General features: G+C 39.7%; 20 protein-coding genes and 2 tRNA genes. 7 read left to right on the top strand and 15 right to left on the bottom strand.

The genetic code is table 11. The annotated features are described in order from the left end of the window. Positions 1–3 precede the first annotated feature (3 nt). The 3 genes from NMK93_RS11050 to NMK93_RS11040 form a co-directional block, all read right to left on the bottom strand. Positions 4–88 (bottom strand) — tRNA-Leu (locus NMK93_RS11050). Positions 89–93: 5 nt separating this feature from the next. Further along, positions 94–166, bottom strand: a tRNA-Gly gene (locus NMK93_RS11045). Between the two features lie 64 nt (positions 167–230). After that, entirely contained in the window at positions 231–722 is a 492-nt protein-coding gene (locus NMK93_RS11040; protein WP_254527276.1) for a regulatory protein RecX, read from the bottom strand. A gap of 69 nt (positions 723–791) precedes the next feature. On the opposite strand from NMK93_RS11040, the gene NMK93_RS11035 reads away from it, so the two are divergent. Genes NMK93_RS11035 through NMK93_RS11025 form a run of 3 tightly spaced genes read left to right on the top strand, consistent with a single transcriptional unit; the run spans position 792 to position 4,473 of the window. After that, positions 792–3,227 (top strand): bifunctional UDP-N-acetylmuramoyl-tripeptide:D-alanyl-D-alanine ligase/alanine racemase, encoded by a 2,436-nt coding sequence (locus tag NMK93_RS11035; RefSeq protein ID WP_254527275.1) that lies wholly within the window; start codon positions 792–794, stop codon positions 3,225–3,227. Position 3,228: 1 nt separating this feature from the next. Beyond that, entirely contained in the window at positions 3,229–3,855 is a 627-nt protein-coding gene (locus NMK93_RS11030; protein ID WP_254527274.1) for a DUF502 domain-containing protein, read from the top strand. Between the two features lie 9 nt (positions 3,856–3,864). Then, positions 3,865–4,473 (top strand): hypothetical protein, encoded by a 609-nt coding sequence (locus NMK93_RS11025; RefSeq protein WP_254527273.1) that lies wholly within the window; start codon positions 3,865–3,867, stop codon positions 4,471–4,473. Between the two features lie 78 nt (positions 4,474–4,551). Here NMK93_RS11025 and NMK93_RS11020 read toward each other — a convergent pair whose 3' ends face one another. From NMK93_RS11020 to NMK93_RS10980, 9 genes are all read right to left on the bottom strand, one after another. Beyond that, on the bottom strand, positions 4,552–4,944 hold the full coding sequence (locus NMK93_RS11020; RefSeq protein WP_254527272.1) for a hypothetical protein: 393 nt from the start codon (positions 4,942–4,944) through the stop codon (positions 4,552–4,554). A 117-nt stretch (positions 4,945–5,061) separates the two neighbouring features. Next, positions 5,062–6,132: a PA0069 family radical SAM protein gene (locus NMK93_RS11015; protein WP_254527271.1), complete on the bottom strand. Its 1,071-nt coding sequence runs from the start codon at positions 6,130–6,132 to the stop codon at positions 5,062–5,064. Positions 6,133–6,187: 55 nt separating this feature from the next. Continuing rightward, a complete protein-coding gene (ppk1, locus tag NMK93_RS11010; RefSeq protein ID WP_214648411.1) occupies positions 6,188–8,320 on the bottom strand; it encodes a polyphosphate kinase 1 in 2,133 nt (710 codons plus the stop codon). A 598-nt stretch (positions 8,321–8,918) separates the two neighbouring features. Next, positions 8,919–9,299, bottom strand: a complete 381-nt coding sequence (locus tag NMK93_RS11005; protein WP_254527270.1) for a hypothetical protein — start codon at positions 9,297–9,299, stop codon at positions 8,919–8,921. Beyond that, positions 9,299–9,877: a DJ-1/PfpI family protein gene (locus tag NMK93_RS11000; protein WP_254527269.1), complete on the bottom strand. Its 579-nt coding sequence runs from the start codon at positions 9,875–9,877 to the stop codon at positions 9,299–9,301. Before NMK93_RS11000 ends, NMK93_RS11005 begins: the two co-directional genes overlap by 1 nt. An 18-nt stretch (positions 9,878–9,895) precedes the next feature. Continuing rightward, positions 9,896–10,462: an NADPH-dependent FMN reductase gene (locus NMK93_RS10995; protein ID WP_254527268.1), complete on the bottom strand. Its 567-nt coding sequence runs from the start codon at positions 10,460–10,462 to the stop codon at positions 9,896–9,898. Positions 10,463–10,777: 315 nt separating this feature from the next. Then, complete coding sequence (locus tag NMK93_RS10990) at positions 10,778–11,347, bottom strand: pentapeptide repeat-containing protein (protein ID WP_254527267.1); 570 nt, start codon at positions 11,345–11,347, stop codon at positions 10,778–10,780. Positions 11,348–11,369: 22 nt separating this feature from the next. Then, a complete protein-coding gene (locus tag NMK93_RS10985) occupies positions 11,370–11,942 on the bottom strand; it encodes a Crp/Fnr family transcriptional regulator (protein WP_254527266.1) in 573 nt (190 codons plus the stop codon). Positions 11,943–11,985: 43 nt separating this feature from the next. After that, on the bottom strand, positions 11,986–13,671 hold the full coding sequence (locus tag NMK93_RS10980) for an RluA family pseudouridine synthase (RefSeq protein WP_254527265.1): 1,686 nt from the start codon (positions 13,669–13,671) through the stop codon (positions 11,986–11,988). Positions 13,672–13,816: 145 nt separating this feature from the next. Here NMK93_RS10980 and NMK93_RS10975 point away from each other — a divergent pair, with 145 nt between their 5' ends. The 3 genes from NMK93_RS10975 (at position 13,817) to NMK93_RS10965 (ending at position 16,241) form a co-directional block, all read left to right on the top strand. Further along, positions 13,817–14,776 (top strand): aldo/keto reductase, encoded by a 960-nt coding sequence (locus NMK93_RS10975; protein ID WP_254527264.1) that lies wholly within the window; start codon positions 13,817–13,819, stop codon positions 14,774–14,776. 27 nt (positions 14,777–14,803) lie between these two features. Continuing rightward, positions 14,804–15,274, top strand: coding sequence for a Dps family protein (locus NMK93_RS10970; RefSeq protein ID WP_185212218.1), 471 nt, complete (start codon positions 14,804–14,806; stop codon positions 15,272–15,274). A 148-nt stretch (positions 15,275–15,422) separates the two neighbouring features. Beyond that, on the top strand, positions 15,423–16,241 hold the full coding sequence (locus NMK93_RS10965; protein ID WP_185212217.1) for a ZIP family metal transporter: 819 nt from the start codon (positions 15,423–15,425) through the stop codon (positions 16,239–16,241). A 769-nt stretch (positions 16,242–17,010) separates the two neighbouring features. Here the strand turns inward: NMK93_RS10965 and NMK93_RS10960 are convergent. Genes NMK93_RS10960 through gyrA form a run of 3 tightly spaced genes read right to left on the bottom strand, consistent with a single transcriptional unit; the run spans position 17,011 to position 21,864 of the window. After that, positions 17,011–18,186 carry a tetratricopeptide repeat protein gene (locus NMK93_RS10960; RefSeq protein ID WP_254527263.1) on the bottom strand — a complete coding sequence of 392 codons (1,176 nt, stop codon included), beginning with the start codon at positions 18,184–18,186 and terminating at the stop codon, positions 17,011–17,013. 17 nt (positions 18,187–18,203) lie between these two features. Beyond that, entirely contained in the window at positions 18,204–19,316 is a 1,113-nt protein-coding gene (locus NMK93_RS10955) for a lipopolysaccharide assembly protein LapB (protein ID WP_185216393.1), read from the bottom strand. Beyond that, on the bottom strand, positions 19,300–21,864 hold the full coding sequence (gene gyrA, locus NMK93_RS10950) for a DNA gyrase subunit A (protein WP_254527262.1): 2,565 nt from the start codon (positions 21,862–21,864) through the stop codon (positions 19,300–19,302). Before gyrA ends, NMK93_RS10955 begins: the two co-directional genes overlap by 17 nt. Positions 21,865–22,205: 341 nt before the next feature. Between gyrA and serC the strand changes: the two genes are divergently transcribed. Then, the gene (gene serC / locus NMK93_RS10945; protein WP_185212212.1) at positions 22,206–23,273 is read left to right on the top strand and encodes a 3-phosphoserine/phosphohydroxythreonine transaminase; all 1,068 of its coding nucleotides are present in this window, start codon (positions 22,206–22,208) and stop codon (positions 23,271–23,273) included.

Below are 23,273 nucleotides of genomic sequence, written 5' to 3'. Positions count from 1 at the left end.
CTGTACCTAGGGCGGGAATCGAACCCGCACTCCCTTAACGGGAACAGGATTTTAAGTCCTGCGTGTCTACCAGTTCCACCACCTAGGCAACTGAGCGAAAGACGAGATTCGAACTCGCGACCCCAACCTTGGCAAGGTTGTGCTCTACCAACTGAGCTACTTTCGCTTGACGTGGTGCAAATATAGAGAGAAAATTGAAATCCTAAAATTATTTTTTCAAAAATATTTCATTAATCCCCCAATCCATTGTCTTTCAGTATCTCTAAGATCAAATTATTTTCATACCCTCGGCCCAAGGCATATTGATAGAGTTTATTTCTATGTTTATAGGAGTCTGACTCTTTAATTAAGGCCGATTTCTTCACCAAGATCGACCTCAATTTCTCAAAATAATCGTTCGGGTCGATCTCCTTCATCGCAATCTTGATCAAGGGAGCTGAAACCTGTTTCAATTTCAATCCCTGCATGATCTTGATGCGGCCCCAACCTTTTATCCTAAACTTCCCCAGGACATAGGCCTTCGCAAAACGCTCCTCATTGAGGAAATTATTTTCAATCAGGTAGCTGATAATATTTTCAACATCCTTACTATGTAAACCCCATTGGTATAATTTGTCACGAACTTCCTGTTGTGATCGCTCTTGATAGGCACAATAGGATTCGGCTTTCCGCTTGGCTTCCAGGGGAGTATAGGTTCTCTGTTTTTTAATAGGCTCATCCATAATGCAAATCTTCAAAAAATGATGAACTTTTAAAAAAAATGATGAACTTCGTTCTTTATTTGCAGAATCATGTATACTATTAAATTTATTTGCGAGGAATTAAATATAAAACCTTTGATATCAAATGATTTAACGTCTAAAATCAGCGAACTAGTATACGATAGCCGTAAGGTAAACAATCCTGATGAATCTCTATTCTTTGCCCTAAAAGCCACTCGTGATGGTCATGATTTTATTCCAGATGCCTATAAGAAAGGGATCCGTAACTTCGTTGTCTCCCATTCCGTAGCCTTTCTGGAGGATAAAAACGATGTCAATATCATTCAGGTCGATCATGTATTGCATTTTATGCAAGAACTGGTTTCATACCATAGAAGGCAATTCCATTACCCGATAATTGGAATTACCGGCAGTAATGGTAAATCTATAGTCAAAGCTTGGTTATTTCAGCTGTTGATTCCAGAAAAGAAAGTTTACCAAAGTCCCAAAAGCTATAATTCCCAACTTGGGGTCGCATTATCCTTATGGAACTTGGGACCACAATATGATCTTGCCCTAATTGAAGCTGGAATCAGTGAACCTGGTGAAATGTCCAGCTTACAACAGATGATACAACCTAATATTGGAATTTTCACTAATATTGGAGTGGCGCATTCCCAGAATTTCTCAAGCAAGCAAGAGAAATTAAAGGAAAAAATGAAACTTTTTTCCGAGGTGGAAACCTTAGTCGCCGGATCTGAATATATCGAAAGAGAAGATATCGATCCCAAAATCCGCTTGGTAACCTGGGGAAGAACGGATATGGATCAGATCCAATTGATCCATGAAGAGACCCATAGCCAACTCAGTAAACTAAAGATCAGGATAGGTGAGGTTATCTGCATATGCCAGGTTCCTTTTACCGACCGCGCATCCATCGAAAACATAATGAGCTGTATAGCTTGCATGTATTTTATGGGTTACGATCCAGAGACCATCGTCGAAAGGATCCAAAACCTTAAGCCACTTGAAATGCGGCTGCAATTAAAGAAAGGGATCAATAATAGTTCGATTATCGATGATTCCTATTCCAATGACCTCGCATCTTTAAAGATTTCCCTGGAGTTTTTAAATCAACAGAACCAACACAGCAGCAAATCGCTAATCCTTTCTGAAATGGAAGGATTGGCTGAAAGTGAAAAATTACAGCAAAAACTGATTGCCTTGCTGAATTCTTCCCAACTCCAAAAGTTCATTTGGGTTGGTAACAGATACCCATGGTTTAAGGATATTGAAATAGATCTCATAAAGGACTATTCCAGTACTGAAGAATTTCTGGACCATTTGGCCGAATTGGATCTCAGTAATGAAAGTATCCTGATCAAGGGTGCGCGAAAATATCAATTCGAACGTGTAGTACAAAGGTTGGCCTTAAGGTCTCATGGGACGGTTCTTGAGATCAATTTGAATGCAATTTCAAACAACCTGATGTTATATCGCTCATTGATCCCTAAGAACGTCAAGCTTATGGCCATGGTAAAGGCTTTCTCTTATGGCAGTGGAAGTTTTGAAGTGGCAAATCTCTTGCAATTCAGCAAGGTCGATTACCTGACCGTTGCCTTTGCAGATGAAGGCGTAGAATTAAGGACTGCTGGCATCGCTTTGCCAATCATGGTCTTAAGCCCAGATCGCGACACCTTCCAATCCTTGATCCAGCATAATCTTGAACCCGAAGTCTACAGTATGGATTTTCTGGATGAGTTTTTAGAATTCCTGAAGGAACAGAATATCAGTGATTTCAAGATTCACCTGAAATTGGATACCGGAATGCACAGGCTTGGCTTCTTTCCTTCAGAGATTCCCGCAGTGCTGGAAAAACTCAAAGGTCAAAATCAGGTCAAAGTGCAGTCGTTCTTTACCCATTTAGTGGCATCAGGCGATCCAGGCCAAGATCCCTTTACCGAATCACAGATCTCAACCTATCTAGCTGCAGCAAAGCAATTAGAAAGTGGGTTGGGCTATACCTTTATAAAACACGTAGCCAATACTTCAGCGATTGTCCGTTGGCCAAAGGCCCATTTGGATATGGTCCGTTTGGGCATAGGGCTTTACGGTGTGGATATGGATAAGAATTTGCCTACCCTTGAACAGGTCAGTAGTCTCAAGACTACCGTGACCCAGATCAAGAATTTACCGGCAGGGGAGACCGTTGGTTATGACCGAAAAGGAGTTCTATCAAGGGACAGTAAAATCGCTACGGTAAAAATCGGTTATGCGGATGGTTATTCCCGCCGATTTGGTAATTCAGTTGGAAAAATGCAAATTAATGGTTTCCTTGCACCCACAGTCGGCAATATCTGTATGGATATGTGCATGTTGGATGTTACCGGACAAAATGTTCAGGTAGGAGATGAGGTCCTGGTCTTTCCAAGCATAGTGCAAGCAGCCTCCGATATCGGTACGATTCCATATGAACTGCTGGTCAATATTTCAAGTCGAGTAAAACGAGTCTATTATTACGAGTAAAATGATAACTAAATTTTTTCAACAATTCTTTTATTACCTCATTAAAGGAACACTGGTCGTAGCACCTGTTGCCGGAGCGATTTTCGTGATCGTTTGGTTGGTGGCGACATTGGATGGCGCATTAAATATTACAGAACATTTTTTGGTTGATGAAACCGGGAAACCGCTTTATATACCAGGATTAGGGATTGTCTCGGTCATTCTTTTATTGACATTGATAGGTTTTATTTTTACTACATTGGTTACTGCACCCATCCGGAATTGGTTGAGCAGGACGATCAGTAAGATTCCATTGTTCAATACCTTATATTCTTCCATCAAGGATTTTACGGAAGCCTTTGTGGGCGATGCCAAAAAATTCAATGAACCTGTTTTGGTTGAAGTAAACGAATTTGGCCTTAAAAAAATTGGTTTCTTGACCCAGAAAGATTTACATATCATCAACCTCCCTGGTGAAGTAATCGTTTATTTTCCTTATTCCTACTCCGTAGCCGGACAGGTCGTGGTTGTTTCCTCGGAGAAAGTGACCAAGTTGAATATTTCCGCTACTGATGCCATGAAATTAGTGGTTTCTGGAGGGGTAAGCGGTTTGGAAGGTAAAAAGGAGTCCAAGAAAGAACAGAATTAATAGAAAACCATGTTTTGGAAAAATAATTCAAAAAACATCAAGGAGCTGGAATACAAACTTTTGTATTCAGATGCTGAACTTAGTTTTTTGAATGCGCAGACCGAAAGGGAACTTTCGAAGTTGTATTACAATCAATCGACTGAGAATGGTATCCTGAAAAGCAAGTACCAGGAATACCAACAGGAGGTATTGGCCATTTCAAAAAACACCAAACACTCGGTAGATGAAGAAAGCAAATTGCTCTCAAAATTTATTGACTTGTATGCCGGACTTTCCAGTTCCGAACATTACCATATGGTAGATATAGCTATTGAAGATGTTGAGGCTAAAATACCAGCGTTGCTGCTTTTTCCGATTGTGCAGAATGCAATGATCAATGGATACAATAGCATGCAGAATTTTCCCATGAAACTAAAGTTAAAGGTAAAGGCACAGCAGCTAAGTCTAGAGGTCAGTAACCGCGTAAACCATTACCTAAGCAATCAGGCTGATGATCCTAGGGTCAAGCAATTGGAAAGTAGGTTGTTCTTGGAGTATGCAGATGATTACAATCTCTTTATCAATAGCAATTCCAATCTTTTTAAAATTACCCTACTGATAAAGCTTAAAAGAGACTGATAACATTTACTCATACAAAAAAGAGCAATCAATCTGATTGCTCTTTTTAAGTTAAATTAATCTGTATATATCGAAGTTTTAGTCTCTTTTACAATTGGCTGTCCAAGTTTCTCCTTCATCTGTAGTGTATCCAATTGTCAACTGATCAGCATCAATGGAAATCAGTCCAAGTTTTCCGTCTTCTAAGAACAGTTTATTGTTATCCCCTTTTTGCATCTTAACATTCAAGATATCTGGAATGTCACTATCAAAGATAAAGGAGTAATTAGAACCACCAACTTTGGTGACTGTTACTTTACCATCTGTTGAAGGTACGTTTTTCTCACTATCGTTTTTGTTAACATAACTGATTTTTCCTTTGTATTCATCCACAAATATGTCGTTATCTGCCGGATCATCGTCCTTTGAACATGCAGAAACTGCGAACAATACCACAAACAATAGACTCAGTAATTTCATTGATTTTTTCATAGTGCAAATTATTTTATCGTTTTTCTATAGTTTATCGCTACACTATGTCCAAAGGATATGCCAAGCAGGTCGCAACATAGCTGTTACAACATTATTTTAACATAATTTTAACATTCCTTAACCTAATGTTTCAAATAGGTTTAATTGGGGATTTTGTTGCTTTTTGAAGTGTGAGAGGTCATATTCAAACATACTTTGGTTCAATTTATTCTTCTTGCAATGAAGTCTGAAACTATCTCGGATAATTTCAGCAATCTGTCCTGTACCTCTCATCCTGTTTCCAAATTCACTATCATTTACTTTACCGTTATGGCATGCCTGAATGCTGTGCCAAATCTTATTGGCACGATCTGGATAGGCTTTGTTCAGCCATTCTTCAAAGATCTTTGAAATTTCACCATTTAAGCGGACCACGGTATATCCTGCCCATTGTGCACCTGCAGCAGCAGCTGCTTTTAATACCTTGGGTATTTCATGGTCAGTAAGGCCAGGTATGACCGGAGCGCACATGATTCCCACAGGGATGCCATTGCTCGAAAGGGTTTCGATCACTTTGAGCCGTTGTTGGGCAGTAGCCGTCCGAGGTTCCATTTTTGAACGGGTCTCCTTGGTCAAGGAATTGATGGAAACAAAGACCATACAGAGGTTTTTCTGCGCCATCTCCATTAAGATGTCCAGATCACGCAATACTAGGCTGTTTTTGGTAATGATCCCTACAGGTTGACCATGTTCCAGCGAAATTTTTAAGATAGCTCTGGTGAGCTTAAACTTGCGCTCTAAGGGTTGGTAACAATCTGTGTTGCCAGAAAGTGAAATAGGGGTTCCGTCCCAATTCTTTCGGGTTATAAAATCACGGTACAGTTTTGGGCTGTTGGACTTGACTAAAATCTTGCTTTCAAAATCTAGTCCAGCACTGTAGCCCCAATATTGATGGGAGTTTCTTGCATAGCAATAAATGCAACCATGTTCACAGCCCTGATATGGATTGGCGGAATATTCCATCCCCACATCAGGACTGCTTACCTTGTTGACTATGGTCTTCGGGTGGATGATGGTAAACTGGGTATTCGGAATATCCTGTTCCCAATCATCGATCCCTTCTGTATGATCTTGTGTATAACTAAGCTTAGAAAATACATTGTGTATATTCTTTTGCGCACCTCTCCCTGAAATAAATCCATTTTCCATCTCACCAATATTTTTACTAAAATACTAAAAATATTAGCAAAATAAAAAATGTCTTTTATTCTTCTACGGGTTCTAATACCGTGGCTTCCACTTGTTTGATCTCTTGGTCATCAGTTTTTGCCTTTAAATAATTGTGGATTTCGATCTGGGACCTACAGATTGGGTCATCGTTGCGGACATACTCATTGTTCTGTTTGTTGTTCAGGACCCTAGCCTTGACATTATCGCGCAATTGGATTTCGAGCATATCCAAAAGCTCATGTTTTAGCTTTTTACTGCTGATCTTAACTGCAGCCTCAATACGATGATCGAGGTTTCTGGTCATCAGGTCAGCGGAAGAAATATAGGTCAGTTCCTTTCCTGCCGCATAAAAATAGAATACGCGGGCATGTTCCAGGAACTCGTCAACAATGCTTATTGCATTGTATGGAACTGCAAATTTTCGCTGGTTCACTGCACAGAATATCCCTCTAACGATTAAATCCACCTGAACTCCCGCAGAAGAAGCCTCATAGATCTTTTTGATAGATTCCTTATCACTCAGCGAATTGATCTTAATGATAATTCGTGCTGGCCTTCCTGCCTTTGCCTCTGCAATTTCCTTGTCGATCAGGGCCGATAATTGCAATCTCATATCAAAAGGGCAGATCATCAGATGTTTATTGTGATGGATCTGTTGTTCTATTGGGACCTTCGGTTTTTGCAGAGCATTGAAAATCTTGTTGATGTCAGCCATTACACCCTTGTTGCTGGTCATCAGGCAATAATCTCCATATAATTTGGCGGTCTTTTCATTGATATTGCCCGTGCTCACAAAACCATACTGAATGGTCTTGTTCTGTACCCTTTTTTTGATGATACAAAGTTTGGCATGTACTTTCTTGTTTGGCACGCCAACCAAGACTTTTACCCCCTCCATCTCAAAGCGCTCCTTCCACTCCAGGTTATGCTCTTCATCAAATCTTGCACGTAGTTCCAGCATAACCGTAACTTCCTTGCCATTTCTTGCCGCATTGACTAGGGCATTGGCAATCTTGGAATTGCTGGCCATCCTATAGATGGTAGTCTTGATCGATTTTACATCGGGATCCATCGCCGCTTCACGCAATAGATCAATCATCGGACGGAACTCATGGTAAGGGAAGGAGAGTAGGACATCTTTCTTCTGTATAATGTCGGTTACTCGGTCCAGCCCCGTGAAATCGGGATGTTCAAATGATCGGCGTTCTTCCGGTTTCTGATAGGACTTGAACACATCTGGGAAATCCATGAAGTGTTTAAAGTTATGGATCTTCTGACCTGGAATGATGGAGTCCTTCTTGCTAAAGTTCAATTTCTTGATCAATAGATCCAATAACTTAGGGTCCATTTCCTGATCGAAAACAAATCTGGTCGGTTTACCCTTCCTTCTGGTCTTGATTCCTTTACTGATTTTATCCGCAAAAGAAGTGTTGACATCGTTATCTAAATCAAACTCGGCATCTTTGGTTACCTTAAAGGTGTTTGCCACAAACTCATCAAACCCAAAGTAGGAGAATATATACGGTAGGTTTACCTTGACAATATCCTCTACCAGGATAATGTCCTTTTGGTTTTTTGCCGAAGGCAAGATTACAAATCGCCCAAGTTGACGGGATGGAAGTTCGATAATGGCAAATTTGGTGTCATATTGCCAATCATCTTTATACATGGCAATCCCTAGGTATAGACTTTTGTCCCTTAAGTACGGCATAGGCTTACTCTCATCCAATATCAAAGGAATAATATTGGTTTCCACCTCTTCATCAAAATAATTCTTGACAAACTCCAATTGGGTAGGACTTAAGTCCTCTGCAGACTTGATATAGACCTTTTGTTTGGCCATTTCTCGCTGCACTTGGTTCCAGATCTTGTCAAACTTCCGCTGTTGCTTGATCACGATTTCCGTAATCTTCTCCAGAATGATCGCTGGAGCTTTGTAGAAATAGCCATTGGACTCCTTCGTGTTTATTTCAGCTGCCCTTTTTAGTGCGGCTACCCGAACCCTGAAAAATTCATCGAGATTATTGGAAAAGATTCCCAAAAACTTAATTCTTAAATGTAAGGGGACTGTTGGATCCGCAGCTTCTTGTAAAACTCGACCATTAAAACTTAACCAACTAATATCTCTCGGGATAAACTTGCTTGCCATTTCTCTATCTATCATCATAGCTCAAAGATGTTCGAGCTTTATTTGGTAAAAGTTAATAAATTAATATCAAATTATTAAATAATCAGGGAAGACAAAAGATATTAATTTAATCTAAGGGTCTCTACCTCTTTAGCCTCTCTAAACTTGATTTTTATAACTATTTGCCAGATTTTAACTTGAACTTTTTATGTATTTACGGATTAATAATTACCTTCAATTAATTGTCGGTTAAAATTAGATAAAATAACTGTAAATAATAATTAATAAATAAACTATTTAGTAACATGGTGAGGGATTGGTCAATAATTTTCGAATAACATAGGGAGTTATAAAACTGACAAAATAAAAGAGCATCCAAGAAAACCTGGATGCTGTCATTACTACTATAATCGCAATAAATAAAATGCAATTTAACAACAGCTATTTTCCTGCTTTAATGAATTTAAGAATGGCCTTTGCATCCAATAAACATCTTTAGGTTAAATTATTGTTTGTTAAATATTTTATTTTTATAAATTTATAAATAAATAATTATAAAAGAAAAAATATTTACGTAAAACAACAAAAGCTGCTATGATTAAACATTGCAGCTTTTGTTGTTTTATTTTTTAATGGTTTATTTGCTTACTCCTCGACGACTCAAGATATTGATGGCCTCATATTTACTGTTGTCATAGTGGGGGTCTTCGAGCTGAAGACTGGTTGGATATGGCTTACTCTTGTCAAAGAAATAAATCTTCGTCACGCTGCCATAATCATTCACAGGGAACAGATCTGCACACTTATCGTATTGTGCGTTCAATTGATCCTTCACTGTAACAGCGTAGATCCTGATTATCCCACCCTTATTGTTTTCATTGCGCACAAATGCTACCTCTTCAAATCCACCGGGTAGGTCCTCAATGGAGGGTTGGGAATAGGCATCATATATGAAATATCCCAAAATCAAGATCAAGGGGATGGCAATAAACCATATTTTCTTCTTTTTTTTCTCCATTATAGAGTGATCTTTACGCCTAATAGTTTATAGAATTCCTTCAGGATGTTCTGATGGCCAGGCCATGCTGGTGAGGTAACTAGGTTTCCGTCAACTACTGCTTGGTCTGCCGGAATGTTTTTCCAAGTGCCACCTGCCAACTCGATATCCGGACCTACGGCTACATATGCCGTTAAAGTCCTTCCTTGCAATACTTTTGCAGCGGTCAAGACCTGTATACCATGGCAGATTGCTGCAACAGGTTTTTCTTTATCAAAAAAGTCCTTTGTAATCTCCAGGACGCGTTTATTCAAACGGATATATTCTGCCGAACGTCCACCTGCAATATACAGTCCGTCATAATCTTCGGTATTGATCGAATCAAAATCTTTGTTGATTGCAAAGTTATGTCCTCTCAATTCCTTATAAGTTTGATCTCCCGTGAAATCATGGACTGCTGTAGGGACTACATCGCCTTTTTTGCGGTCAGGAGCTACGGTATCCACTTCGATTCCAACAGACTCCATTGCTTGAAAAGGAACCATTGCTTCATAGTCCTCTACGTAATCACCAACTAATAATAATACTTTCTTTGCCATAATATTGAAAATTTAATTTTACTGTTGTCTTTTATTGATAATCTCAGCCATCAGCCGTTTCGTCTTTCTGACTTTTGCCTCCAATTGGCTCCTCAATACATTGCTAATAACACCTTTTCCCTCCTCAAAGTTTTTGCTGAATTCAGGCAGGGAGAAGGTCTCCAAAACTTGGGCAGCATCCCTTGGCATCCTTGCTTCTGCTATTTCCAAAACGGACTGTCCGCCACGGGCACCCTGACTGGTCGCTAACAGAAAAACCGGTTTCTCAGGAAATACCTTTCTGCCCTTGATCCTGGAAATCCAATCGATCAGGTTCTTGTAGCCCACATTATAATTGCCATTGTTCTCTGCAAATGAGATGATTATGAAGTCCGCCCAGTCAATATGGGCAGCAAATACTGTCGCTGCATCGGGAATGCCGATCTCTTTCTCCAGATCCTTTGAAAATAAGGGTAGTTCAAAATTGTTGATGTCTAAAACAAGGATTTCATCATCAACTTCCTTATAATACTTACTTACACTGTTTACTAATTTTTTATTGATTGAATCTGAACTATTGCTAGCTCCAAAAGCCAATATTTTCATATCCATAAATTTAAGGAATATGAATGAGAATTAGTAGGGAAGGTTGAGATATTGACCAAATATGACATTGAAACAATTGCTGATTAAAGATGATTTTGTCAATTTTTGGCGCCTTCATAAAATTTTATTTTGGAAGTTTGGACCGCTATTTCTTTCGAAATTCATTTTACTCTCATTCGAGACATATTCGGAAAATTCGGAATATGTCTCGAATGAGGTCAAATTGAAGTCCAAAAAACTTAGCTGGAAAACCCAATCATATTTGGGGGTGGATCCTAAAAATCTGTAGGAATAAATTCTGTAAATCAGGTTAGTTTAATGACTAACTGAAATTTTATGTTTTTGCAACAGCCCCGGTAAACTGACCAAGCTAAATTTAGCAGCCTTGATTTTGTTTTGGTCTGGATCGAGCTGTAGGTTTTGAGATCCTCGGAAATCGACCTTTTCAAGGTTGCTATTGAAAAACTGGCTTCCACCTAAATCCGAACCCTCAAAACTGCCATTGCTTAATTGGGCATTTTCAAAATCTACCTGCTGCAACCTGCAGTTAATGAATTTTGTCCCTTTGATATTGCAATTGAAGAAGGAGCTGTGATCTAATGTACAGCCTTCAAACTGTAATTGCAAGTTAAATGGATTGGCGCTGTCAAAACGCATCCCCAGCAATTTGCAGTTTTTGAACTTACAGTCCTGGAAACTGGTTTGCTCTATCTTGGATAGGGAAAGATTGCACTCGGTAAATATACAATCTATAAACTTAACTTCGTTTAGGTTCAGGCCTTCAAAATTGCATTGTTCAAACCTGCAATATTCATACTCTGCCTTTATGAATGTGTTCTCTTGAAAATTGATATTTTTGAAGGTCTGATCTTCAAAGTATTCCATGCTTAATTATATTTTTATTAACTCAATCGTTTAGGATCTCTTTACGGATTCGGCTTAGGGAACTGTCTGTTACCCCGAGGTAAGAGGCTATATATTTTAGTGGAGCCTGTTGGATAATCTGCGGCTTTTCTTCCATCAGGTGCAGGTAGCGCATCTTTGCAGGTTCGGTGATCATCTCGGTTGCTCTTTTCTTGCTGAGGTAGAGCTCAAAGGCCATCCATGCACGGCCCCATTCCCGAAAGGCTGGAATCTTATGGAAAAGGTCTTGAAATGTTTCATAATCGATTTTCCAAAGACAGCAATCGGTAAGGCATTGGATATATTCTTGGGTCGGTATCCTTTGGAAAATAGAAGCTACTTCGATGACCACTTCATTCTTTCCTGAAAAACCCGTGGTTATTTCATTTCCGTCATAGTCATAGAGATAGGTTCGTACGAGACCGTCCTCCAAAATATAATATTCATTGGCTACCTGACCTTTTTCCAGGATAAAATCTCCTTTGGTCAAGTTTATTTTTTCGTGAGCATGATAAATCTGATCTAAATCTGCTGCTTCTAGTAGTGGATGTTGATAGGCGTATTTTAATACTTCCATTGTTGGAAATTTATTCTACCAATATAAAGAAAAGCCTTGATAACTAAAATGGATCTTTGACTTCAAATTGGACCAAGGCCTTGGTCATGGGATGAACAAATTGAATAAAAGCGGCATGCAGGTGCAGGCGATCTGCACGCTTCCCATAGAGATCATCGCCGATTATGGCACAGTTTAAGCCTTTTGCATGCGCGGAATGCACCCTTAATTGATGGGTCCTGCCTGTCAAAGGAAAATAATGGATCCGGGTTTTATTACCTTCAATACTGACTACTTTATATTTTGTTTGCGCAGGTTTTCCATGTTCGTAACAAACTACCTGCCTTGGGCGATCATCTAAGTCAACACGTAAGGGGAGGTCAATCAACCCTTCTTTCCCTTCAATAAGTCCATCCAATAATGCCGTATATCTCTTTTTAACGGTATGTTTGATGAATTGATCCTGGATAAACTGATGGGCATCCTTACTTTTGGCTAGGACTAAGATTCCCGAAGTGGACATATCCAAGCGATGGATAATCCATGGGCTATCAATTTCGGGATATCTGTTTTGGATTCGAGTCTGTACACTGTCTTTTACATTGATTCCGGGAACCGAAAGAAATTCTGCAGGTTTGTTGACCACTATGATGGCTTCATCCTCATAAATAATTTCCAATTCCTTGTCAGCTGCTGGGTTTTCAAGCATAGGATTATCATCTACATCCAAACCAACGAGCATATGTTCAAGAATGGGTTCACACTTGCCACGGCATGCCGGATAGTAGTTTTGGTGCTTGCGGACTTCCAGGTTAGGAGAGGATCCCCACCAAAATTCAGCCATACAGATCGGTGTTAAATGATGGTTGAAGGCATATTGCAGTAATTTCGGTGCAGCACATTCACCCGCACCAGCAGGAGGCTGGATATTTTTGCTTTCATTAAATATGGCAATGACCGATTTGGACTCCTGTCTTGCATTCAAGAAGTGGTATTGATCAAAAAGTTGGTTTTGGAGATTCGAAGACCTAGATTTTCGTTCTGCCTTTAGCTCTTCTATTTGATCGAGGATATGGTTTAGTGCATCCTCAGCCAGCTTGATTTGCTGAGAAGACTTTTCTTTCTGTACATCATAATGGTGTTGATCCCTATAGCTTTGTTTGATTAAGTCCTCCAAAAGTTCCTGATATGTTTGCTCAGGCAGACAGGCTTGCTGGGTTATCCTACTTTCTTTGCGTTCCGTCTTGTTCTTCTTATGTAGTTTCCTCAGCTCTGATAGGATCTGTTCCTCATGTTTTTTGCATTGGACCAAGTTTTCCCTTAGCTCTTTTAATTCAGTCGAGTTTTGAAGGGCCTCTATGTATCTATTGATCTGGTTGATGTGCTCTTCTTCTTTTAGAAAGAAGCCTTGGGGATCAAGCATATCGAAAATAGGAGGGACAAAGTACCTATGTTTATTGCTGCCAGCCATTTTTCCTGAAACTGCGGCTAGAAAGCCTAGATTTCCTGCTTGATCCTGCACAACCAGGACCCCGAACATTTTCCCGATGACCAATCCTTCTTGACCATCCTTCAAACCGAAATTATGAATGAAATCATCTTGGACGGCTAAGTATTCTTGTACTTGCTCAGCAGCCATTATGCTCAGTTCATGCGGGTCATAACAAAAAGGAAAGGTAAAACGCAATGGAAGTTCAATTCCTGTTGTATCTTTTTGAAAATGATGGAAGTAGGGGACTGAAGTAGACATTCTTAAATTTTGCAAAGGACAAAAATAATAATAGTTCGGATAAGGCAAGGATTTATCGACTTTTTTATGACAATAAACTCCCTGAAATCGGCCTTAATCCCTCAAAAAATGGCTATATTGTTAATGTTAAAATTAGAAAGCTCATATGGAGAAATCAGTACAACTTGCCCATTCCGATTTACATATTGTACCGATAATTTTCGGTGGTAATGTCTTCGGATGGACTTTGGATGAACAGCAGTCCTTTAAGATCATGGACAGTTTTGTGGATATGGGATTTGATGCCATCGATACGGCAAACAACTATTCCCATTGGGTTCCAGAAAACATAGGTGGCGAGTCTGAAACCATTATTGGAAATTGGTTCAAAGAAAGAAAAAATAGGGATAAAATTGTCTTGATGACTAAAGTCGGTGGACGGTTTGGCTATGATAGCCAGAAAAATACGAAAGCCTCCTACATCAAGGAACAGGTCGAACTGTCTTTAAAAAGGCTTCAGACTGATTATATCGACTTATATCAAACGCATTATGATGATACCAGCACTCCGGTCGAAGAGACCTTAAGGGCATACGACGATTTAATTAAAGAAGGAAAGGTAAGGTACATCGGAGCTTCGAATATATCAACGGAGCGCCTAATCGAGAGTTTAGATACCTCTTCCAAGCTCTCTTTACCTGCCTATATCTCTTTACAGCCCGAATACAATCTTTATGATCGGGAGAAATATGAACATGAATATGAGGCCACCGCAAAGGAGTACGGTCTAGCGGTTATTCCTTATTATTCTCTGGCCAGTGGATTCTTATCAGGGAAATACCTTACGGATGATGATTTTTCGAAGTCCGCAAGGGGAGAGGGTATTGAAAAACGCTATTGGAATGAACGCGGAAAAAGGATTGTCGCAGCATTGAACGAGGTAGCCTCTGCATACAGAACTTCTGCTTCTTCAGTTGCCTTAGCGTGGCTATTGGCCCAACCAACCATTACTGCACCAATTGCAAGTGCTACAAAAGATGCCCATTTACAGAGTTTTGTTGCTGCATTGCAATTGAGGCTAGGCGAAGAAGCAATTGAAAAACTAAATGACGCTAGTCGTTATTAATATATATTAAACATAAAATTAAAAGCTATGAAAACAGATATCGGAATAAAAGAACAAGACACTAAAGTAGTTGCAGGAATTTTGAACAAACTTGTGGCTGATGAAAATGTGCTGTATACCAAAGTCAGGAATGCACATTGGAATGTGGAAGGTCCGGACTTCCATGCCCAGCATATCTTCTTTGAAGAGCTCTATTCGGAATTGGCTGAAATAATCGATGAGGTTGCAGAGCGTGTTCGTGCCATCGGTCACTATGCCGTAGGAACATTGAAAGAATTCCTGGAGCTTACCCAGCTGACTGAAATGAAATATAAAAAGAATGATAGTCAGGGTTTTATTTCAGAATTGTTGAATGATTACGAGAGCTTGATTATCTCTTTAAGGGAAGATATTAAGTTAGCTGAGGAGCATAATGATGCTGGTACAGAGGACTTTCTGGTTGGCTTGTTGGAGAAACATGAAAAAACTGCTTGGATGTTGAGATCGCATTTGAGATAAGCTAAATTTAAAAAGCTCTGGATCATTGGAATCCAGATGGACAATTTTACGAAAGCACCCATAGGGGTGCTTTTTGTTTTTTGCTGTTATTTTTTAGTTTTCTAGTTTAGAATGGTTAATTTCAAAAAATTATTCTCCGCTGGATCAAATGATAGAAGAATTAGTAGAATTTCTTGGAAAACAGAGTGCCGTAGTTGCTGCATTATTTGCTGGATTGTTTACTTGGGGTGTAACAGCCTTGGGAGCCGCCAGCGTATTTATATTTAAAGGGGTAAATAAAAGATTGCTGAACGGGATGCTCGGTTTTACGGGCGGGGTAATGATTGCAGCAAGTTTCTGGTCACTATTGGCGCCAGCCATTGAAATGAGTTCAGGGGAAGGTTTCAGCAAGGTTATGCCATCGGCAATCGGATTTGTCCTGGGGGCACTTTTCATCTTTGGCTTAGATAAGCTGATGCCCCATCTTCACCTTAACTTCTTGAAATCTGAAGGTCCAAAATCCTCCTTGCACCGTACTACCTTATTGACCATTGCGATAGCCTTACATAATATTCCTGAAGGTTTGGCGGTCGGGGTTTTATTTGGTGGTGCAGCCTCTGGAGTTCCTGAAGCGAGCATCACAGGGGCGGTCCTATTGGCCATGGGTATCGGCTTGCAGAACTTTCCTGAAGGTGTTGCAGTATCCATGCCCTTACGCAGAATGGGCCTATCAAGATGGAAAAGTTTCCAATACGGACAGCTTTCAGCAGTGGTAGAGCCAATTTTTGCCGTCCTAGGAGCCTTTGCCGTTGGTTTCTTTATGCCAGTTCTCCCATATGCACTTTCTTTTGCCGCTGGAGCGATGTTGTTCGTCGTTATTGAAGAAGTTATTCCAGAAACACAACAGGAAGAACACTCCGATATTCCGATCCTTGGATTTGTGTTGGGTTTTGTAGTGATGATGGTGTTGGATGTGGCTTTGGGCTAGATTAGGACATTAGAAAATAGACACAAGACCATATCACGCTTGGTAGGGACTTATTGAATAAGCCAGTTAGGCAATGTCATAAAGTTTAGTTTTTTCTGTCATCGTAAGTTTGAGAAAGTATAATTGGAGAAATGCTAACTTTCCGAATCAAAGCCAACCATCATGGTATTAGTGTACAGTTCCTTGACCTTCGGTCAAGGATGACAGGGTCGGCGTTTTTTCAGTCATGCTGAAGTACGAAGCATCTCGGAGAAATGTGAGCTTTCAAAATCTAAGACAACCATCATAACATTGACCTACAGTTTCTTGACCTTCGGTCAAGGATGACAGGATCGGCAGGAGGGGAACCGTACAGATTCTTCACGAATTGTTCAGAATCAGAGATGCAATAAAGAGGGATTCAGAGCACAGCGAAGAATCTATTTTTTTGATTTATTTAAGGATCGTTGTCATTGCGAATCGCAAGATGAGCAAACTATTTCCTTTCTTCAGGAAGATTCATTAAAAACATTCCATCCACGCTGTGGGTTGGCCATTTTAAATATCTAGATTTTACAAAGATGTCAGCCCCTCTGGGATTTTACTTCTACAGTATCTTAGACTTTCCTTCCTGGTTTAAATGTCTGCGTGCGTATGCATTTACGCCTCTACAGTATTGTAGAGTTCCCATAGCGATATTGGGCCATCCTCTCATCCCTTTCATCCTGGTTCAAACCGAAAAAAAGGGATGACCATCTGATCATCCCTTTTATTATGTTGTATGCCAAACTTAGTTTAGCGCTTCGATTTTAGCTTGCAATTCGGCAGATTTTGCTTCGTCGTTCATAAAATCATAGTAGTTTTTAAGGTTTCTTAAAGCATCTACGTTTTTAGCGTCAAGTTCAACAGCTTTTTCCAAGTAAGGAACCGCTCTTGCGATTTTACCTTTGATAGCTTCTACTTTTTTGTTGTATTCAGCGGCAGGAACTGATTTGTCTTCGTTTAACTTCATCAATTCATCACGACCACCATTCATGATAACTACGGCAGCATTGGTGTTTGCTTCCAGGTAGTTAGGGTCGATCTCGATTGCTTTTTGGTAAGAAGCTAATGCTTTTTCAGGATCTCCTGCAGCACCATAAGCAAGACCTAGGTAGTAGTGAAGGCTTTTGTTCTGTGGGTCTTTTGATAATTGAGACTCGATATCAGATACAATCTTAGCTTCATTTCCAGTGATCAGGTTCAATTCGATGTTCTGAACAACAGCATCGTTATCATTAGGATAAGCCGTTACTGCTTCAGCAGCAGCAGCGATTGCTGATGTAGTATCACCTTTTTGAAGGTATAGTTTAGGAAGGTCCACCATAATTGTTTTATGGCTAGAGTATTCCTTAACCGGAACTAGCTCTTTGTATTTTTCGATGGCCTTGTCGTATTCCTTGTTCTGAACTGCCGCTAGACCGGAATAGAAGGTAAGGGTAGTATCACCAGGAAGGTAAACTAAAGCGTCGCTAAAGTCTGAATAAGCTGTTTTATAATCTTGTTTATCCCAAGCTGCAACACCTTGGTTGAATTTGTATTGACCTAAAGTCTGACCCGCAACAGTGATGTTTTCAGCGTGTTTTTTGTCTTTGTCAAGTTCAGTAGCTTTTTTGATTGCGTCTTGCGCTTTGGCAGCGTCTTCTGCATTCTTGTCTAAGCTAGCTAAGTTTGAGTAAACTAGGGCATAATATGTCCATGCTTCTGGATCATCTTTCGTTTTGTCATGTACTACTGCAGCATCGATTGCTTCTTTTGCAGCAGTAAGGTTTGATTTACCTAATTCAGCAGAACCTGCTCCCTTAAGTTCTTCAAACTTTACAATTGCAGCTTTTGCTTTTTTCACATTGCCCGACTGTGCGAAAAGGGCAGTGGAACTGGTTGCAAAAAGCAATCCTACAAATAATATCGATTTTCTTAAATTCATATCTATTTATTGTTTGTTTAATTTGTAAGTTGGTTTAACAAAAGATTCACTCGGTCTAATTGAGCTTCGTCTTCAGTCTTTTGATAGAATAAAGCTAAGGATTTCAAAGCATTTATTTCATAAGGCTTAATTTCATTTGCTTTTAGCAAATAATTTTGGGCATTATATTGTGCTTCTTGATTTTCATTATCCTTCAAGAAAGTATTCAAGTTGATTAGACCTAGGGCTAGATTAGACTCATAGTTATTTGGGTCCAATTCAAGTACTTTCTCATAATATGTCTTAGCTATCTCTAAATTATTGGCATTTTCATTTGCATATCCTGCCAAGTAATTTAATTCTATATTTTCCGGCTCGAGTTTGATGGCCTGTTCAATAATAGGAACGATGGCATCATATGCATCACTTTTTGCATATTTATCGATCAGCAAGAACAGCAAAGCTTTGTCATCAGCATATTTGGTCCTTCCTTCTTCCAAGGTTGAGAGCGCTTGTTGCTTCTCATCCAGTTGGTCGTATAGATTGGCCAATTCGATATACTGGTTTGGAGTCATGTTACCAGCTTCATGGATCTTTCCATAATACTTGATGGCTTCCTCCGGTTTACCTGCTTTGCTGGCTAAAAGTGCTAAATTGTAGGTTACATCTCCACTTTTGGCATCTAAGGCATCAACCTTGCTGAAATCTGCAAATGCTTCGTCAAACTTTTTGTTTTCTAGTGATTTGTTTGCGCGATAAATCAGTGCAGCAGCCAAATTTTGGTTGACATAGCTTATTTCTCCAGAGTATCCCGGTCTGTCTTTCTTATCGATCTTATCCATCGTCTGATAAGTCAGATCGATAGGGTCAGCATTCAACTTAATGGTCCTTGCAGAATCTGCATAAGCAATTGAACTCAAAACCATGGCTCTTAAGACATTCACGCGCGTTTTGGAAGAGTCGCGTCTTGTCTTGTAGATATTGTCGATTTGTTTCCTGGCATTATCAAGGTTGGCGATGTTACCAGTTTGGGTGTATAATGCAAAGGCATTGCTGGCTTCTTTATAAGCCGATTGTCCGAAAGCACTATTGGCACCCAATAGTAATATAGCTCCTAAAGCACTTGAAATATATCTATTCTTGTTCTTCATTCTCCGTGTTAGCTGATTCATTGTCTGTTGAGTTTTCTGCTCCTTCAGCACCTTCAACGTCAAATTCCTCTTCTTCCTCTTGTCTTTCAACTTTGGTCACTGATGCAATTTCGTCGTTGTCTTTCAAAGTGATCAATTTCACACCTTGGGTAGCACGACCCATTACACGTAAGCTTTCAACTCCGATACGGATTACAATTCCAGATTTATTGATGATCATCAAATCGTTCTCATCAGTAACACCTTTAATAGCAACCAATTCACCTGTTTTGTCCGTAACGTTGATTGTTTTTACACCTTTACCACCACGATTGGTAATTCTATAATCATCGATATCGGTACGTTTACCGTATCCTTTCTCTGAAACTACCAGTACAGTGGTTTCTTGATTATTAACACTAATCATGCCAACTACCTCATCTTTTTCATGCGCTAAGGTAATACCACGAACACCTGTAGCTGTCCTACCCATCGGTCTTACGGTCGATTCATTGAATCGGATCGCACGACCAGAACGAAGAGCCATGACGATTTCGCTCGTACCATTGGTCAATGTTGCTTCCAATAATTGGTCACCATCATTGATGTTGATCGCATTGATACCATTTGCCCTTGGTCTTGAGTAAGCTTCAAGTGAAGTTTTCTTGATGGTACCTTTCTTAGTACACATGATGATAAAGTTGTTCTCAAGGTATTCTTGGTCCTTCAGGTTGGTTACCTTAATATAGGCCTTGATCTTCTCATCTTTTGGAATATTGATGATATTCTGAAGGGCACGACCTTTAGAAGTACGGCTTCCTTCAGGAATTTCGAATGCCCTTAACCAGAAACATCTACCTGCTTCCGTAAATAACAATAGGTAGTTATGTGCAGATGCTGTAATGATATGTTCCGTAAAGTCTTCATCGCGGGTTGTAGAGCCAATAGCTCCCTTACCACCGCGACCTTGTACACGGTACTCGGTTAATGGAGTACGTTTTACGTAACTGTTGTGGGAGATTGTGATTACTACCTCTTCATCATCGATGAAATCTTCCATACGAAGATCTTCTGCAGAATGAACTATATGAGAACGTCTTTCGTCGCCATATTTTTCTTTCACTTCAATCAGTTCATCTTTAATGATCTTGAAGCGAAGGGATTCATCAGCAAGTACTTCTTTCAAGTATTCGATGGTTTTCATCAACTCAGCATATTCTTCCTTGATCTTGTCGCGTTCCAGTCCTGTCAACCTTCTTAAGGTCATGTCCAAAATGGCTCTAGCTTGGATATCAGAAAGCGCAAAACGCTCCATCAATCCAACACGTGCATCTTCTGGTGTATCTGAATTACGGATCAATTTGATTACCTCGTCTAGGTGATCTAGAGCAATTAGGTAACCTTCAAGGATATGGGCTCTTTTTTCAGCTTCAGCTAATTCAAACTTAGTCCTACGGATAACCACATCATGTCTATGTTCAACGAACTCATGGATCATATCCTTTAAGTTCAACATTTGTGGTCTACCTTTTACTAAGGCAATGTTGTTAACCGAAAAAGAGGTTTGCAAAGCGGTATGCTTATATAGGTTGTTTAGAACCACATTGGCATTCGCATCACGTTTTATTTCATAGATAACGCGGATATCTTTAGAGGATTCATCCCTGATTTCCGAGATACCTTCGATTTTTTTCTCCTGTACCAAATCGGCTGTTCTTTTGATCATATCCGATTTGTTGACTTGGTAAGGGATTTCTGTTACGATGATGATTTCTTTACCTGTCTTTGTGGTTTCGATTTCAGCCTTAGCACGCATCACGATACGGCCACGACCTGTTTCGAAAGCTTCTTTTACTCCATTGTAGCCATAGATCAAACCACCGGTAGGGAAGTCTGGTCCTTTGACATGGGTCATCAATTCAGAGATTTCAATATCTCTATTATCGATATAAGCAATGGTACCATCGATAACTTCGCTCAAGTTGTGCGGAGCCATGTTGGTTGCCATACCTACAGCGATACCAGAAGCACCATTAACAAGAAGGTTAGGGATTCGGGTAGGAAGAACGGTAGGTTCTTCAAGGGAGTCATCAAAGTTTAACTGGAAATCAACGGTGTCTTTGTTAATGTCCGCCAACATTTCTTCGGTAATCTTCCTTAAGCGAGCCTCTGTATAACGCATCGCTGCTGGTGGGTCACCGTCAATCGAACCGTAGTTACCCTGTCCATCGACTAGGGGATAGCGCATGGACCAGTTCTGGGCCATACGGACCATGGTGTCATAAACGGATAAGTCACCGTGTGGGTGGTACTTACCGAGTACATCTCCAACAATACGAGCAGATTTTTTATAAGGTTTACCACTCGTTACCCCAAGGTCTAGCATACCATACAATACACGACGGTGTACTGGTTTCAGACCATCACGGGCATCAGGCAATGCACGCGAAACGATTACCGACATCGAATAATCGATGTAGGCAGATTTCATTTGGTCTTCGATATTGATGGGGATGATCCTGTTTTCAGCAGGAACTAAATTGTTTTCGTTTTCTGTTTCTTCAGCCATTATATTTTGGTTTCAATCAATATAATAAGTGTTATATCTATAAAAGACACGTAACAGGCGAAGATACACATTTTTTTAGGTTTTTGGTACGGATTTCATCATTAAAGATATCCACAATGGAGGCGATTTGTTAATATTTTTCATAAAGTTATTTGTTTAAACAGGTATATTTGTTCAATGAGAGAATGATACCAAATGTCTTTTTAATTTAAGATATTTTAAACAAATATGGATTTTGTTTTAAAAATTTTTAAAAATATTTTACCTTTGGGCATTCAAATTAAGGTCAAACGATTGTTTAATCGTTAACCTCCTAATTTTTAACAAATTATACAAGTCTAATGAAACATAATTTCGGTGCAGGCCCATGTATTTTACCAAAAGAGGTTTTTGAAGAAGCTTCAAGAGCGGTAATTGATTTTAATGGTACAGGTTTATCAATCTTGGAAATTTCGCACCGTTCCAAAGAGTTTGAGGAAGTCGTAATCGAGACTGAGAAATTGGTCCGTGAATTACTGGAAGTTCCTGCTGGATATTCCATTTTATTCCTTCAAGGGGGTGCGAGTCAGCAATTTGCCATGGTTCCTATGAACTTATTGCCTGAAAATGGCAAGGCTTCATACCTAGATACAGGTGTTTGGGCAACAAAAGCTGCCAAAGAAGCTAAAAAAGTAGGACAGGTGGAAATCGTTGCTTCGTCGAGTGACAAAAATTACAACTATATTCCAAAGGATTTTGTAGTGCCATCGGATGCTGCATATTTCCATTACACTTCAAATAATACCATCTACGGAACAGAAGTATTTGAAAAACCTAGCACATCGGTAACAACCGTTGTTGATATGTCTTCTGATATTTTGAGTAGAACAATCAATGTGTCTGAGTTTGGTTTGATCTATGCTGGTGCCCAAAAGAATATGGGTCCTGCAGGTGTTACGTTGGTAATCATCAAAGATGATCTGTTTGCTAAGTCTGGTCGTACCATTCCAACGATCTTTGATTATGAAGCACATGCCAAAGCGGGTTCTATGTACAATACGCCGCCAGTATTCTCCATCTATGTTTCCATGTTGAACCTACGTTGGTTGAAAGCTAAAGGTGGAATTTCGGTAATTGAACAAGAGAACATCATCAAGGCACGTACTTTATACGATGAGATTGACCGCAACCCATTCTTCAAAGGAACGGCAGCCGTGGAAGATCGCTCTAGAATGAACGTGACTTTCGTGATGGATACGCCTGAGTTAGAAGCAGAATTTTTGGCCTTAGCTAAGGAGCGCAATTTAATCGGTATCAAAGGTCACCGTTCTGTTGGTGGATTTAGAGCATCGATCTACAATGCATTGAGCATCAGTTCAATTAATGCATTAGTGGATACGATGAGAGAATTTGAAGAAAAGAAGAAATAA

The sequence above is a fragment of the Sphingobacterium sp. LZ7M1 genome, from assembly GCF_024296865.1.
GTDB lineage: Bacteria > Bacteroidota > Bacteroidia > Sphingobacteriales > Sphingobacteriaceae > Sphingobacterium.
Note: the sequence above shows the minus strand (reverse complement) of the source record. Positions and strands in the feature narration are given on the sequence as shown.